General features: G+C 65.1%; 14 protein-coding genes. 3 read left to right on the forward strand and 11 right to left on the reverse strand.

Features of this window, described 5'->3' with window-relative positions; translation table 11 throughout:
• Positions 1–87: 87 nt before the first annotated feature.
• Entirely contained in the window at positions 88–1,668 is a 1,581-nt protein-coding gene (locus A3M7_RS0128390) for a GMC family oxidoreductase (protein WP_027546964.1), read from the forward strand.
• Between the two features lie 3 nt (positions 1,669–1,671).
• Here A3M7_RS0128390 and A3M7_RS0128395 read toward each other — a convergent pair whose 3' ends face one another.
• From A3M7_RS0128395 to A3M7_RS0128410, 4 genes are all read right to left on the reverse strand, one after another.
• Entirely contained in the window at positions 1,672–2,355 is a 684-nt protein-coding gene (locus A3M7_RS0128395; protein WP_027546965.1) for a hypothetical protein, read from the reverse strand.
• A 139-nt stretch (positions 2,356–2,494) separates the two neighbouring features.
• Positions 2,495–3,214: a hypothetical protein gene (locus A3M7_RS0128400; protein WP_027546966.1), complete on the reverse strand. Its 720-nt coding sequence runs from the start codon at positions 3,212–3,214 to the stop codon at positions 2,495–2,497.
• A gap of 137 nt (positions 3,215–3,351) precedes the next feature.
• The gene (locus tag A3M7_RS0128405; protein WP_025575753.1) at positions 3,352–3,600 is read right to left on the reverse strand and encodes a hypothetical protein; all 249 of its coding nucleotides are present in this window, start codon (positions 3,598–3,600) and stop codon (positions 3,352–3,354) included.
• Positions 3,601–3,826: 226 nt separating this feature from the next.
• Entirely contained in the window at positions 3,827–4,792 is a 966-nt protein-coding gene (locus A3M7_RS0128410; protein WP_027546967.1) for a nitronate monooxygenase family protein, read from the reverse strand.
• A gap of 108 nt (positions 4,793–4,900) precedes the next feature.
• On the opposite strand from A3M7_RS0128410, the gene A3M7_RS0128415 reads away from it, so the two are divergent.
• Positions 4,901–6,463 (forward strand): AMP-binding protein, encoded by a 1,563-nt coding sequence (locus tag A3M7_RS0128415; RefSeq protein ID WP_027546968.1) that lies wholly within the window; start codon positions 4,901–4,903, stop codon positions 6,461–6,463.
• Positions 6,464–6,884: 421 nt separating this feature from the next.
• Here A3M7_RS0128415 and A3M7_RS0128425 read toward each other — a convergent pair whose 3' ends face one another.
• The 7 genes from A3M7_RS0128425 to A3M7_RS0128455 form a co-directional block, all read right to left on the reverse strand.
• The gene (locus A3M7_RS0128425) at positions 6,885–7,658 is read right to left on the reverse strand and encodes a thioesterase family protein (protein ID WP_027546969.1); all 774 of its coding nucleotides are present in this window, start codon (positions 7,656–7,658) and stop codon (positions 6,885–6,887) included.
• Between the two features lie 197 nt (positions 7,659–7,855).
• Positions 7,856–8,824 (reverse strand): nitronate monooxygenase family protein, encoded by a 969-nt coding sequence (locus A3M7_RS0128430; protein ID WP_027546970.1) that lies wholly within the window; start codon positions 8,822–8,824, stop codon positions 7,856–7,858.
• A 252-nt stretch (positions 8,825–9,076) separates the two neighbouring features.
• Complete coding sequence (locus tag A3M7_RS0128435; protein ID WP_027546971.1) at positions 9,077–10,477, reverse strand: aspartate ammonia-lyase; 1,401 nt, start codon at positions 10,475–10,477, stop codon at positions 9,077–9,079.
• A gap of 36 nt (positions 10,478–10,513) precedes the next feature.
• Complete coding sequence (locus A3M7_RS0128440) at positions 10,514–11,044, reverse strand: hypothetical protein (protein WP_027546972.1); 531 nt, start codon at positions 11,042–11,044, stop codon at positions 10,514–10,516.
• Positions 11,045–11,091: 47 nt separating this feature from the next.
• Positions 11,092–11,694, reverse strand: coding sequence for a YqaA family protein (locus A3M7_RS0128445; RefSeq protein WP_198033822.1), 603 nt, complete (start codon positions 11,692–11,694; stop codon positions 11,092–11,094).
• A gap of 45 nt (positions 11,695–11,739) precedes the next feature.
• Positions 11,740–12,144 carry a phosphoribosyl-ATP diphosphatase gene (hisE, locus tag A3M7_RS0128450; RefSeq protein WP_027546973.1) on the reverse strand — a complete coding sequence of 135 codons (405 nt, stop codon included), beginning with the start codon at positions 12,142–12,144 and terminating at the stop codon, positions 11,740–11,742.
• A gap of 125 nt (positions 12,145–12,269) precedes the next feature.
• Entirely contained in the window at positions 12,270–12,632 is a 363-nt protein-coding gene (locus tag A3M7_RS0128455; RefSeq protein WP_027546974.1) for a hypothetical protein, read from the reverse strand.
• Positions 12,633–12,859: 227 nt separating this feature from the next.
• Here A3M7_RS0128455 and A3M7_RS0128460 point away from each other — a divergent pair, with 227 nt between their 5' ends.
• Positions 12,860–13,909, forward strand: coding sequence for an ABC transporter substrate-binding protein (locus tag A3M7_RS0128460; RefSeq protein WP_027546975.1), 1,050 nt, complete (start codon positions 12,860–12,862; stop codon positions 13,907–13,909).
• The last annotated feature ends 60 nt before the right edge of the window (positions 13,910–13,969 follow it).

The raw sequence follows: 13,969 nt of genomic DNA on the forward strand, positions 1-13,969 counted from the left end.
ATCCCGGAATGACGAGGTCGCGCCCCCAAAGCACAAATCTTGCAAGCACTCCGCGTCACGACGCTGTGATCCTCGGAGTGCCCTTCAATGTACGACACGATCATCGTAGGCGCCGGCTCGGCCGGCTGCGTGCTGGCCAACCGGCTGTCGGCCGATCCACATCGCAAGGTATTGGTGCTGGAGGCAGGCCGGGCGGCGCCGCTCGCTTCCGACATTCCGTCGGACTGGCCGACGATGTTCAACACGGCGGTCGACTGGGGCTACTATACCGAACCGCAGGCGGGCTGCCGCGGGCGGCGCATCTTCTGGCCGCGCGGCAAGATGGTCGGCGGCTCCGGCGCAATCAATGCGATGATCTATATCCGCGGCCTGCCGTCCGATTACGACGGCTGGGAGAAGGCGGGATGCGAAGGCTGGGCGTGGCGCGACGTGCTGCCGAAATTCATCGCCTTCGAGAACAATGCGCGCTTCACCGACGATCCCTTGCACGGCACGAGCGGACCGCTGTACGTCGCCGACGTTCCCCATGTCGACCCGAACGAATTGAAATGGCTGGAGGCGGCGCAGGCCGCAGGGCTTCCGCACAATCCCGATTTCAACGGCGCCACCCAGGAAGGCGCGGGCTTTTTCCAGTTCGTCATCAGGGACGGTGAACGTTTCGGCACCGGCAAGGCCTATCTGCGCCCGGCGCTGACGCGCGCCAATCTCACGCTGAAGACAAGCGTGCGCGTGACCCGCATCATCATCGAGCGCTCCCGCGCGATCGGCGTCGAATATCTCGAGAACGGACAGCCGAAGAGCGCCTTCGCGACCAGCGAGGTGGTGCTCGCCTCCGGCGCCATCGGCTCTGCGCAACAACTCCTGCTGTCGGGCGTAGGTCCTGCCGACGAATTGAGGGCGGCCGGTGTGGAGGTCGTGCACGAGCTGGCAGGCGTCGGCAGGGATCTCCAGGACCACATCAACATTCCCATCACCTTCTACACGAAGGAGAAGATCGGCGTCGGCGCCTGGACGGAGGAAAGCCTGGCCGCGAGCCTTGCCGAGTGGGAAACCAGCCGCAGCGGTCCGCGCACCTCGCCCTGGGTCGCCGCCGGCGCGCATGTGCGTAGCCGCCCCGATGTCGAGCCCGACCTCCAGCTTTACGGCGCGATCAGCCCGCACCGCGACTATGTCCGCTTCCTGTCGTCCAGGCCGGGCATCACCCTGCATGCGACGTTGCAGCGGCCGAACAGCCGCGGCCGGATCTCGCTGCGTTCGGCCGATCCGATCGAGCATCCCGCGATCGACCCCTGCTATTTCGCGTCGGATGCGAGCGGTAGCGACATCGCGACCATGATCGAAGGCGTGCGCATCAACCGCCGCATCGCCGCGCAATCGCCGCTGAAGGAGATGATCGAGGGCGAGATCACGCCGAGCGCGGAAGCCGCGAGCGATGCGGAGATCGCCGACTATATCCGCGGCCATTGCACCACGCTCTATCACGCCGCCTCGACCTGCCGGATGGGCACGGACGATCTCGCCGTCGTCGATCCGCAGCGGTTGCAGGTGCGCGGCATTGACGGCTTGCATATCGCCGACGCCTCGGTGATCCCGATCATGGTCTCCGGCAACATCCAGACGCCGACGATCCTGATTGCCGAGAGCGCAGCGGCCGCGATCCTGGGTTAGGCGCTAGTCGTCGTCGGGGCCGAACAGCCTGATCTGCGGGAAGCCGCCACGCGGCCGGCCCGCGTAATCGCGCGCATGTGAGTCTTCGCGAATGTTGCGGGCCACGTCGTCCCAATCGGTCCGGTCGCGCATGCCGCGTGGATCGCGGGAGTCATAGCGGTGACGCTCGGACCAACGCTCGCGGCGATCCATCCGGCGCCGTTCGGACGCGGCGCGCTTCACGTCAGAATCCCTCGCCTTGGCATAGGCGTTGTCAGGTGACGGGAAAGGCTCTGTCGAGGCCTGCTGCTCGACGGGCTTTGCGGCTTGCGATGGCGGTGCCGGCTTCGGCGGCTCGACTGCGGCCGCTTGCGATGGCTGCGGCGCAGGCGGCTCGGCCTTCGCCTGAATGGCCTGCGTGTCGTCGGGCTTTGTCTCTGGCTTTTCGTCCCGCGCCTGCGCGGGCGCAGTGATCATGGTGCCAAAGGCTTGCGAGCCGGTGAGATATTGCACACGCTCCGACGGCGCATTGCTCTGGGCCGGCGCGGTAGCGGCTTCGGCGCGCTGCGCCATCTTGCTGGTGTCCGGCCCCTGCTTGGGCGCGACCGGATTCATGATGTTGCCGGCGACGATACCGCCCCCGAGACCAATGGCGATGGCCGCGACGATGGTTCCTGCACCGACGAAATAGGCTGTCGAGGCGCGCATTGGTCCACTCCCTCTTTTGGAGCGGGCAACGCCTGGAGATTGCCGGATGTTCCTGACATCGGCGGTTCCCCAAAGCGCGATGGCTCGCCATCGCGCCTTGGCTCATTGTTTGAGCATGAGCTCTTCGGGAAACCGCGCGTCAGATCTGCTGCGCGACCTTCTCCAGCCCAATGATGCGGGCGAGCTTGCGCACTTCCTCTTTCTGGTCGTCACGCAGCTGGAACAGAAGCGGCATCGCGGCCGACTTCAACTGCTGGACCTCGTCGCAATTCGGATCGATCTGCGCGCCGGGCGGCGCGTTCGGATTCGACAGCTTGTTCGCCTGGATCCTGCGGACGACGTTGCGCAGCGCAGTCTCGACCGAAGGCCAGTAATATTCCTGCGACGAGGACAGCTTCAGACGATCCTTGATGCCCGAAATCTGAACGTCGGAGAGCAGCGAATAGGATTTCTGCGGCTGCGGCTTGGCGACGACCTTCGGCTTGGCCGGGACTTCGACAGCGGGAACTTCCGCCGTGGGCGCCTCGTTCACGTTCGCCGATGAACCCGTCCTGGGTATCGGAATATCGGACGGAGTGGCGGCGGCAAAGGCCTGGCGCAGCGGCTCGGTCAACACGGGCGCCTGCGCGAGCCTGTCGGCGGGCACCAGGACCGGCTCGATCGCGGCCGAGGCCAGCGCCAGGGTCGGAACCAGACGGTCGGCCTTGGCGGCGCGGTTGGTCGCGAGCGGTTTCGGCGGGGCCTGGGTGATCATCTCGGCACTAACGCTGGGCACGCTATCGCGTCCGAGAATAGCGGTGGTGGCGGCACCGAGGACGAGGAAACAGGTCAGAACGACGATGGTGATGGCTTTGGACAAACGTCTCTCCGACGGGGAGGGGCGGTTCACGATGTTGTCAACGGTGCCCGGGAAAAAGGAACGAATTAAGGCTTGAGTGTGCCTTTGCGGCGACAATCACCATGCCTGTGGCGACACGGCTAAAAAGCCGAGTAAAATCAGGCCGCTACCGCTAGATCGTAGGCATCCTGGATGTCCGCGACGATCTCGGAGGCCTCCCAGACCGCGCGCGGCTCGACCGATTGCAGCGTCACCGTCCAGTTGCCGCCCCGGCGGGTGCGGGGGACGCTGACGATGTCGAAGCGCACATTGCGGCACAGCGGGTGGCGGGCCAGCGCATGGGCCACGCGGACGCGGATTTCGTCCAGCGAAGCCGCCGTCTTGGAGTTGAGAAAATCGAAGTCCATCGCCTGTCCCTCTCGGTCCTGATTGGCGGCCTCGAGGGGGATTCTGGGCGGGCGATGGTTAATCCGCCGTTAAGTGAGGGGAAATGGAGCTATGCGGGATCAACTGTGACGGGGGCTGGAAGTCTCCGCATCGTCATGCCCGGGCTTGTCCCGGCCATCCGCGTCTCACCTGCGGCACCGGGAACGTGGATGCGCCCGGGATAAGCCCGGGCATGACGGAGCCCGGCTACCGCCCACCCGCCTCGCGGTATTCGGCAAGAGTCCGCGCAACGAGATCGCCGACGGCGAGCACATCGGTCACGCCGGATGTCGAGTGCCCGCCGCTCCAGATATCGCGCCAGCGTTTTGGCCGGTTCTCCCGCGCGGTAACGTCGATGTCCTTGGCGATGTCGATCGCCCCGCGCGCCGGCAGGTCGTCGGGATCAAGTCCCGCAGCGACGATCGACGGTTTCAGCATGCTGGTCTGAAGTCCCGTGAACGCGGTGGTCAGCAGGATGTCGTCGGCGCTGCTCTCGACCAGCATTCGTTTGTAACGATCGTCCGCCATGCTCTCGCGCGTCGCGATGAACTTCGTGCCCATGTAGCCGAGATCGCAGCCCAGCACTTCCGCGGCATGCAGCGCGCGCCCATCGCTGACGCCGCCCGCGAGCACGATGATGCCGTCGTAGAACGCGCGCACCGCGCGGACGAAGGCGAACGGATTGAGCCAGCCGGTCTGCCCGCCCGCGCCAGCGGTGAGCAGCACGAGCCCATCGGCACCTGCTTCCGCCGCACGTTCGGCGTGGCGGATCGAGGCGACATCCGCCAGCACCAGCGCACCGGCGTCGTGCAGCGGCTTCAACACCGGCGCGGGCGAGCCGACCGAGGTGATGACGATCTCCGGCCTGTGCCGCAGCAGCGCGGCGAGATCCTGCTCCAGCCGCGCGTTGGAGCGGTGCACGATCAGGTTTGGACAGAGCGGCGCGGCCTTGCGGCCGGCCTGATCTTCATGCCGTCGCAGCCGCGCGTCGATGTCGGTGAGCCATTCGTCGAATTGTTCCGTGCTACGGCAATTCGCGCTCGGAAAGCTGCCGATTACGCCGTTGCCGCAGGCCGCGACCATGAGCTCGACGCCCGACACCAGAAACATCGGCGCGGCGATCAGCGGCAGAGCGAGGCGATCGCGGAAACGTTGCAGTCGATCTGACGTCACGCATGCCTCCCTCGCGCGGGCTTTGCCGTTCCATCCCGCATTCCCTGTGCTAGCGTTACGGCAAACATTGGCACGCCAGAAGCCGATGACAAAGCAACGAGGAAACATATGTCCGATCCGCTCCACGCATCGCCACCGACTTGTGCGCAGACGCTGCAGGCGCTGGCGCGCTATCCGGGCCGCACCGCTTTCGCCTGGCCCGGCGGATCGCTGAGCTATCAGGGCACCATCGACCTGATCGGTCGCATCCAGGCCGTGTTCATGCGGCTTGGATTGCCGCCCGGCGCACGCGTCGCCTTCCTCACCGCGAACCGTGCCGACACCTGGTGCGCGGGTGTCGCGGCGCAATTATCGAGGCTTTGCATCACCTGGCTGCATCCACTGGGATCACGCGGAGACCAGCTGTTCCAACTCGAGGATTCCGAGGCCGAGGTGCTGGTGGTCGATGCGGCCGCATTCCGCGATCGCGGCGGCGAGCTTGCCGCGCAGGCGGGTTGCCTCAAGGCGGTCTTCACCATGGGACCGGCCGACTATGGCGTCGATCTGTTGCAGGCGATCGAGATCGAAGGCCATGCCAGCGCGCATTGCTTCGCCGGGCCTGACGATCTCTCCACGCTGAATTACACCGGCGGCACGACCGGCAAATCCAAGGGCGCGCTGCGCTACCATCGCGAAAATGCCGGGGCTGCCGCCGCGATCCTCGCCGACTTCGAAATCCCGGAAGGTGCCCGCTATCTCACGGTCGCCCCGATCAGCCATGTCGCCGGCACCAAGGTGCTGCCGACCCTGATGCGCGGCGGCACCGTGCACATGCTGAAGGGTTTCGATCCCGAGGCCGTGCTGGCGACGATCGCGCGCGAGCGCATCAACTTCACGCTGTTCGTTCCGACCATGATCTACGTGCTGCTCGACCATCCGGCGCTGAACAGGACCGACCTCTCCTCGCTCGAGCTCGTGCTCTACGGCGCCTCCGCGATGTCGCCGAGCCGGCTGATCGAGGGCATCGAACGGATCGGGCCGGTGTTCTCGCAGCTCTACGGCCAGACCGAATGCTATCCGATCTCGGTGCTGCGCAAGAAGGACCATGATCCCAGGACGCCGGAGCTGTTCCTGTCCTGCGGCTACCCGATCGCGGCCTGCGAGGTCAGGATCCTCGACGACAACGACCAGGAAGTGAAGACGGGCGAGGCCGGCGAGATCTGCGTGCGCGCCCCGCATGTGATGGCGGAATACTGGAAGCGGCCTGACGTCACGGCCGAGACGCTGAAGAACGGCTGGGTCCACACCGGCGACATCGCGCGCAAGGACGAGCGCGGCTACATGTTCATCCTCGATCGCAAGAAGGACATGATCGTCTCCGGCGGCTTCAACATCTTTCCGCGCGAGGTCGAGGACGTGCTGTCTCAGCACGCGGATGTCGCGATGGTCGCGGTCGTCGGCATCCCCGACGAGAAATGGGGCGAAGCCGTCATCGCCATCGTCGTGCCGCGCGAAGGCGCAAGGCCCGATCCGGACGAGCTGATCAATTTCGTGAAGACGCGAAAGGGTTCGGCGCATGCGCCAAAGCAGATCCAGTTCGCCAAGCAATTGCCGATGACCGGCGTCGGCAAGGTCGACAAGAAGGTGCTGCGCGCGGGATTTTGGAGCGGGCGGGACCGGATGGTGGGGTAGTCATCTCGATCTGCAACTTGTGGCAGGCAGCACCGTACAGGCTCCGGCGCCCGACCCCGGGATTTTACGGTGTCGCTGTGACCGGCGAACAACAGCGCGGAAGGGACTTTTCAGCCACGCCGTCCGCGCGATTGCGGGCGAATCAACGAATCAACTAGACCGCTGATGGGGCTGGGAAGCGGAGTATCAAATGAGAGTCGCTTCCTTGGAAAGTGCGTTGGCCGCAATCACGTTGATCACGGCTATTGTTGTCCTGCTGTGGGAGATCAAGATCGTCTACGGCAGTTGAACTGGCAGGACGCTGGCGTCGAACAGAGACCTCCGGACAAGAAGAGGCTCGCGACCAGGGCATCCCTTCCGCGGCGGCGGAAGTCTGCCGTTCAATCGGCTCAAGCAGCGATCACGGCGCTTGCCGTCACGCTCACCGCTTCTCGATCACCAGGCTCTGCACCGCACGACCGAAATAGCCATGCCTGTCCGCCAGCCGCGACATGGCGAGCCCCGCGCCGTCGGGGCCGATCCAGGAGTCGCCGTCGAGCAGGATCCACTCGCCGACCGGCTGGCGCGCAAAGCTCACGGTGAGATCGGCATTGATGTAGGTCCAGGCGCGGAAGTCGAGCGTCGAGGCGGTGCCGTTGGAAAAGTCGGCGGCGACCACGGCGCGCATGGCCTGCGAGACCGCTTCGCCCTCGATCAGGGGATGGTCGACGCGAAACCAGATCGCGCCGGCACCGGCCTGGCCGAAGCGGCCGCGCGCGGCGCGCATCGAGACCGAGCGCACGAACGGACTGGTGGCGGCATGACCGTCCTCGACCAGGGAATCCTCCGGCGACGGCAAGGTGACGGGCAGCTCCTTGACCTCGTCCGGCAGCGCCTGCGCCTGCGCCTTGATCTTGAGCACGGTGGCGCCCACGACCTGCACGCCGTCGGCGAGCAGCTTGATGTCGCAGAGCTGGATCTTGCGGCCCTCGCGCAAAACCTCGGTCGCGATCGTGAGCGGCGCCACCGGCACCGGGCGCATCAGATCGATGGTGACGCGCGCAATCGCCATCGGCACCGGCGTCGGGATGCGTTCGGCCGCCCACGTCACCAGCGACGCCGGCGCCGATCCATGCTGCATGCGCCGGTCCCAGGGACCTGCGGCATCAGGGCTGGTGACGACGCTGTTGCCGTCGACGCGGTAGATCGGGGGCATGGTGCAGATCTCTGTTGGCTCAAACGGTCGGAGCTCAGCAATAAGTGTCGTCCCTGCGAAAGCAGGGACCCATACCCCCAGAAAGAAATTGTGGCGCGAGACTGGTCACCACCAGTCTTCGCCAAACCACTCCCTGTGGTTATGGGTCCCGGATCTGCGCGCGCCTAAGGCGCGCTTGTCCGGGACGACGACCTTCATCACAACGGCGGATCGATCGCCTCGTCGTATTCCTTCTTGAAGCGCGCGATCAGGTCGGCGGCGGGGACGATGCCTTCGATGCTGCCGATACCCTGGCCCGAGCCCCAGATTTCCTTCCAGGCCTTCGGCTTGGCGCGCTCGCCGGAGGCGTCGGTGCCGAAATTCATCTTGGACGGATCGGACGTCGGCAGGTTCTCCGGATCCATGCCGGCGGCGAGGATCGAGGGCTTCAGGTAATTGCCGTGCACGCCGGTGAAGAGGTTGGAATAGACGATGTCGTCGGCCGTCGCGCCCGCGATCATCTCCTTGTACTTGTCGACCGCATTGGCTTCCTTGGTCGCGATGAAGGCTGAACCGATATAGGCGAAATCGGCGCCGAGGATGCGCGCGGCGCGGATCGCCTTGCCGTTGCCGATCGCGCCTGACAGCGCGATCGGGCCGTCGAACCACTTGCGCGTTTCGGCGACGAAGGCGAGCGGCGAGATGGTGCCGGCGTGGCCGCCGGCGCCGGCCGCGACCAGGATCAGGCCGTCGGCGCCCTTCTCGATCGCCTTGTGCGCGAATTTCTGGTTGATCACGTCGTGGAAGATGATGCCGCCCCAACCGTGCACGGCCTGGTTCAGCTCCTCGCGCGCGCCGAGCGAGGAGATGATCACCGGCACCTTGTACTTGGCGCAGAGCTGCATGTCGTGATCGAGCCGGTTGTTCGACTTGTGCACGATCTGGTTGACCGCGAACGGCGCCGACGGCTTGTCGGGGTGCGCCCGGTCATGGGCCGCGAGCTCTTCGGTGATCCGCGCCAGCCATTCGTCGAGCAGCTCGGGCGGCCGCGCGTTCAGCGCCGGAAACGAGCCGACCACACCGGCCTTGCATTGCGCGATCACGAGATCGGGCACCGAGATGATGAAGAGCGGCGAGCCGATCACGGGGATCGACAGGCGTCCTTTGAACAAGGCAGGCATGGACATCGCGAAACGATCCTCTATTGGCGGTCAAATCGAAGTTGGGAGCCATACCAACAAGGCAATCTTTCCACTGTCAAGTATTGCGTTCTGACGCCGTGGCGGATGCCGTTACCGCAATTCCAAGCCGCGGAATTCCTCTTCCGCCATGCCGGGGCGGGCCGAATGGCGCGAGCCCGGAATCCATCGGACCTCAGCACGCGTGGCGAAATGGATTCCGGGTTCGCGCTTCGCGCGCCCCGGAATGACGACGAGAAATCACCCAATCAAATCCGGATTGATCAGCCGCTCGAACGAGAACATCTCGTCCCACTTCTCCTGCGTCAGCAGCTTGCGCTCGACCACCACGATCTGGTGCAGCGACTTGCCGCTCTTGTAGCCCTCGCGCGCGATCTCGGCGCATTGCTTGTAGCCGAGCAGCGGCTTCAGCACGGTCACAATGCCGAGCGAGTTCAGCACCATGTTGCGGGTGTGGTCCTCGTTGGCGGTGATGCCGACGATGCAGTTCTCGCGCAGGCTGTTGACCGCGCGCTCCATGGTGCGGATCGAGAAGAACAGCGCGAACGAGATCACCGGCTCCATCACGTTGAGCTGGAGCTGGCCGGCGGACGCGGCGAGCGTCACCGTGGTGTCGAGCCCGATGACGAGGAAGCTGGTCTGGTTGACGACCTCGGGGATCACGGGATTGACCTTGCCCGGCATGATCGAGGAGCCCGGCTGGAGCTGCGGCAGGTTGATCTCGTTGAAGCCGGCGCGCGGGCCCGAAGCCAGCAACCGGATGTCGTTGCAGATCTTGGTGAGCTTGCTCGCGGTGCGCTTGAGCACGCCGGAGAGCTGCACATAGGCGCCGGTGTCCGAGGTCGCCTCGACGAGGTCGCCGGCGAGAATGAAATCGACGCCGGTCAGCGCGCTCAGATGCCGGACGGCGAGCTTGGGATAACCCTGCGCAGCGGTGACGGAGGTGCCGATCGCGGTTGCGCCGAGATTGATCTCGCGCAGCAGCGCCCGCGCCTCGGAGATACGATCGACCTCCTCGCCCATGGTGGTGCCCCAGCCGCGGAATTCGGCGCCGAGCGACATCGGCACGGCGTCCTGAAGATGCGTACGGCCCATCTTCAGCACGCGATCGAACTCCCTGCCCTTGGCGAAGAACGCCTCCTGGAGCTGGCGCAGCGCCGTCATGTAGCTCTCGAGCCGCAGGATCAGCGCCAGCCGAAAGGCGGTCGGATAGGTGTCGTTGGTCGACTGGCCGTAGTTCACATGATCGTTCGGGCTGACGTGCTGGTAGTCGCCCTTCTTGAAGCCCAGCGATTCCAGCGCGAGGTTGGCGATCACCTCGTTGGCGTTCATGTTGGTCGAGGTGCCGGCGCCGCCCTGGATGAAGTCGGTGACGAACTGATCCATCATGTCACCGGCGATCACGCGGTCGCAGCCGAGAATGATCGCATCGGCCACCTTTGCGTCGATCGCGCCGAGATCGCGATTGGCCATCGCCGCGGCCTTCTTCACGTAACCCAGCGCCTTCACGAAATAAGGCTCCTGGTTCATCGGAATGCCGGTGATGTGGAAGTTCTCCTTCCCGCGGATGGTCTGGACGCCGTAGTAAATGTCGTCGGCGATCTCACGCTGTCCGAGGAAATCCTGCTCCGTACGGCTCATGGGCGCTCCTGGTTGCTCGCGCGCGGCGACGTCACGTCAGTTCTGGCACAGCGCGCTGGTCACGAAAGTATCGGTGCGGCAGTCGTCCGGTTTGCGTGGCCTGCCCGGGATGAGCACCTTGGCCGAGCATTTCTCGGCGGAGTCGGCATTGAGGCTCTTGCCTTCCTTGTAGCCCCTGCCCTGGCAGAGCTGGTCGGCGGCCTGCTTGCAATCCGGCGCGCCGTTCGACGAGACCGGACAGGCCACGCGCCCCGAGACCATGGTCGATGGTCTGGCCAGCCGCGACAGGTCGTTCATGGTCTCACCAGGGCTTTTGATCGGCGGCAGGATCGAGGGCAGCTTGTCGAACAGCTTGCCCATTTCGTTGATCAGCCCGGGATTTTCCTCGCGCGCCGGCGGGGCAGGCGTTGAGGGCGGCGGCGCAGCCTGCGGCCCCTGCTCCTGGAGGCCGAGCGATGGCGGCGCGGATTGCGGCCATCCGGTCCCGCCTGCACCCAGCAGGAGCAGCAGCACTGCTGAAGTCAGCGTCCCGAACCGCACGGCCGGATTGCCGGATCGAACCATCATGACGGCAACCGTAGCCGAAGCCGGTGCGGCGGCAAAGTACTGCGGCTCTAGATCAGCTTGACCGCCACCACGAAGCCCAGCACCAGCACCGCGGCGCCGATCGCCACCCACAGACCGAGATGCTTCTCGATCCGGACCCGGATCCAGTCGCCATAGCGGTTGAGCAGGATGGCGACGATGAAGAAGCGGCCGCCGCGGGCCACGATCGAGCACAGGATGAACAGGACGAGATTATAGCCGGCAAAGCCCGAGGTGATGGTGACGAGCTTGTAGGGGATCGGCGTCAGCCCCTTGAGCAGGATGATCACCGCCCCCCATTCGGCATAGGAGGCGCGGAAGGCCTCGACCTTGTCGCCGAGGCCATAGACCTGGATCAGCCAGTGACCGACCGAGTCGAACAGCAGTGCCCCGATGGCGTAGCCGAGAAGGCCGCCGAGCACCGAGGTCGCGGTGCAGATCGCCGCGTAGACCCAGGCGCGCTGCGGGCGCGCCAGTGACATCGGGATCAGCATCACATCCGGCGGGACCGGAAAGAAGGAACTTTCTGCAAAAGCCACGGCGCCCATGATCCAGAGCGCATAGGGCTTGTGGGCGGCGTCGATGCACCAGTCGTAGATACGTTTCAGCATGGCGCCGCGATGAAGCACCATGGGACGGATTTGTCCATGCTGAGATTGAGGCGAATTGTGACGGTTCTAGTGGCGCTTGCGTGCCGAACGGCCCTCGAGCGCGACAATTGGCCGCCGCGCGGCGACGCGCGGTGACGCAACTTTGGGCAGCTTCATCGTCGACTTCGGCAGCTTCTCGGCGATGCCGAGCATGTCTTCCCGCCGCGTCATCTCGCGCCAGACGTCCTCGGGGCGCACGCCGGCCGAAGCCCAGAGCACGGTGAGATTGTAGAGCAGGTCGGCGCTTTCCCGGATCACGGCATCGGTGTCGCCATTGACGGCATCGATGACGACTTCAATGGCCTCTTCGGCCAGTTTCTTCGCCATTTTGGACGGGCCACGCTGAAACAGCCGGGCGGTGCGCGATGTTGCCGGATCAAGGTCCCTGGCCGCGAGCACAGCCAGATATAGCCGCTCAAGCGAATCACTCATGGTACTCAAAACTACTCTAAACCAATGGCGAGCGAGTTAACGCCCGGCAATAAAAGCAAAAAACAGGCCGGCGCGGCAAATGCGACGGCCTGTTCTTCGATGACGCATGACCGGTTACCGGTCGGTTAATAGCAGCCGTAGCCGGAATAGCCGTGGGCGCAGACCTTGGTGTAGCCGCCATAGCGCTCCTGGTAGCCCGAGCCGTAGTAATAGGGACCATAGCCGGGGCCGCTGTAGTAGACCGGGCCGCTCTCGTAATAGTAACCCGGGCCCTGATCATAGGCGTAGGCATCGCGGCTGGCTGCGATCGCGAGGCCGGTCGCGGCCAGGCCGAACATCGCAGCAGCAGCAGCGGCGCCACCGCCACCATGATGCCAGTGACGACCGCCCGCGTAAGAGGCGGTGGGCGCAACGGCAGTCAGAGCCACCACGGCCGCAGTGGCAAGAACGACCTTGCGGGCGGCGAATTTCGAAAAGCTGTCAAACATCTCCTGGACCCTCCTTGGGACCTCGAATGGCGCCTGCAGACAGGCTCATGTCTTTCAAACACCCACGTCCCATGTTGGGTTCCCCAACCCCAACACAAGCTGAACGGGGTTGCGTGATCATGACGCAACCTCCGCTCATCCACCGTTCATATTGGCGCGCGCACGCTCAGCCCGGGCCGGCGCTGCGAGCGTCACGAAACCACAACAATGCGGGACCGGCGCAACCGATGTCAGGATTCAAGACGACCACTTTTCGCTGCCTGCTGGCGCTATCGATCTCGCTTGCGGCACTGACCGCACGCGACGTCACGGCGGCCGAGACCGCCGCGCCCTCCGTCGCGATCCACTTCACCTTCGACCGCCCGATCGATGCGAGCATGGCGCCGTTCTTTCTCGCCGCGAAGGACGGCAATTTCGGCGCCGAGCATCTCAACGTCTCCTTCAACACCTCGCCCGGATCGCCGGAGACTCTCGCGCGCGTCGCCAGGGGCGACAGCGAGCTCGCGTTGGTCGACATCAACGAGCTGATCCGATTTCGCGACAAGGACGATGCGGCGCCGATCAAGGCGGTGTTCGTGATGTTCAACCGTGCGCCCTACGCGATCGTCGCGCGCAGGAGCCGCGGCATCCACCTGTTGCCCGATCTCGACGGCAAGACCGTCGGCGTCGCCGACAGCGATCTGTCGATGCGGCTGTGGCCGGCGCTGGCGCAGCAGAACGGCATCAACACGTCGCGCGTGAAATTCCACAAGATAAGTGCCGCGGTGCGCGAGCCGATCCTGTCCGCGGGGCAAGTCGATGCCGTCGCCGGCTTCAGCTATCTCTCGGCGGTGAACCTGCGCGACCGCGGCGTGCCCGGCGACGATCTCGTCGTGCTGCGTTACGCCGACTATGGCTGCGAAGCCTATGGCTTTGCCGTGGTGGCCAACCCCGCTTTCGCCGCGGCGAAGCCGGACGCGCTGAAGGGATTTGTTCGCGCCTTGATCGCCGGTATCAACGCGACAGTCAGAGAGCCCGCCCGTGCGGCGGCCGAGGCCACAAGCCGCATCGACGACGGCGATCACGACCTCGAACTGGAGCGCCTGCGCACCGTGCTCGTCGACAACATCCTGACCGACGAGGTCAGGCGCAACGGCCTCGGCGGCATCGACCCGGCGCGGCTGGACCGCTCGATCGACCAGATCGCCCAGAACTTCAAATTCCGCAAGCGGCCGGCCGCGGGCGACATCTTCGACGACCGGTTCCTGCCGCCGGTCGCGGGGCGGCTGATCAATTGAGCAAAACCGATAGCTTCCGCTGTATCTCGCGGGCGATCCCTGCTTAGAATACGGGCCCCG

Origin of the sequence: Bradyrhizobium sp. WSM2254 (assembly GCF_000472645.1) — a bacterium.
In the GTDB taxonomy this organism is placed as follows: Bacteria; Pseudomonadota; Alphaproteobacteria; order Rhizobiales; family Xanthobacteraceae; genus Bradyrhizobium; species Bradyrhizobium niftali.

Bases quoted from the DNA above. Each gene is read 5' to 3' on its own strand.
- A3M7_RS0128390 (WP_027546964.1), top strand. From the start codon at position 88: ATGTACGACACGATCATCGTAGGCGCCGGCTCGGCCGGCTGCGTGCTG.
- A3M7_RS0128395 (WP_027546965.1), bottom strand. From the start codon at position 2,355: ATGCGCGCCTCGACAGCCTATTTCGTCGGTGCAGGAACCATCGTCGCG.
- A3M7_RS0128405 (WP_025575753.1), bottom strand. From the start codon at position 3,600: ATGGACTTCGATTTTCTCAACTCCAAGACGGCGGCTTCGCTGGACGAA.
- A3M7_RS0128415 (WP_027546968.1), top strand. From the start codon at position 4,901: ATGTCCGATCCGCTCCACGCATCGCCACCGACTTGTGCGCAGACGCTG.
- A3M7_RS0128425 (WP_027546969.1), bottom strand. From the start codon at position 7,658: ATGCCCCCGATCTACCGCGTCGACGGCAACAGCGTCGTCACCAGCCCT.
- A3M7_RS0128430 (WP_027546970.1), bottom strand. From the start codon at position 8,824: ATGTCCATGCCTGCCTTGTTCAAAGGACGCCTGTCGATCCCCGTGATC.
- A3M7_RS0128435 (WP_027546971.1), bottom strand. From the start codon at position 10,477: ATGAGCCGTACGGAGCAGGATTTCCTCGGACAGCGTGAGATCGCCGAC.
- A3M7_RS0128440 (WP_027546972.1), bottom strand. From the start codon at position 11,044: ATGATGGTTCGATCCGGCAATCCGGCCGTGCGGTTCGGGACGCTGACT.
- A3M7_RS0128445 (WP_198033822.1), bottom strand. From the start codon at position 11,694: ATGGTGCTTCATCGCGGCGCCATGCTGAAACGTATCTACGACTGGTGC.
- hisE (WP_027546973.1), bottom strand. From the start codon at position 12,144: ATGAGTGATTCGCTTGAGCGGCTATATCTGGCTGTGCTCGCGGCCAGG.
- A3M7_RS0128455 (WP_027546974.1), bottom strand. From the start codon at position 12,632: ATGTTTGACAGCTTTTCGAAATTCGCCGCCCGCAAGGTCGTTCTTGCC.
- A3M7_RS0128460 (WP_027546975.1), top strand. From the start codon at position 12,860: ATGTCAGGATTCAAGACGACCACTTTTCGCTGCCTGCTGGCGCTATCG.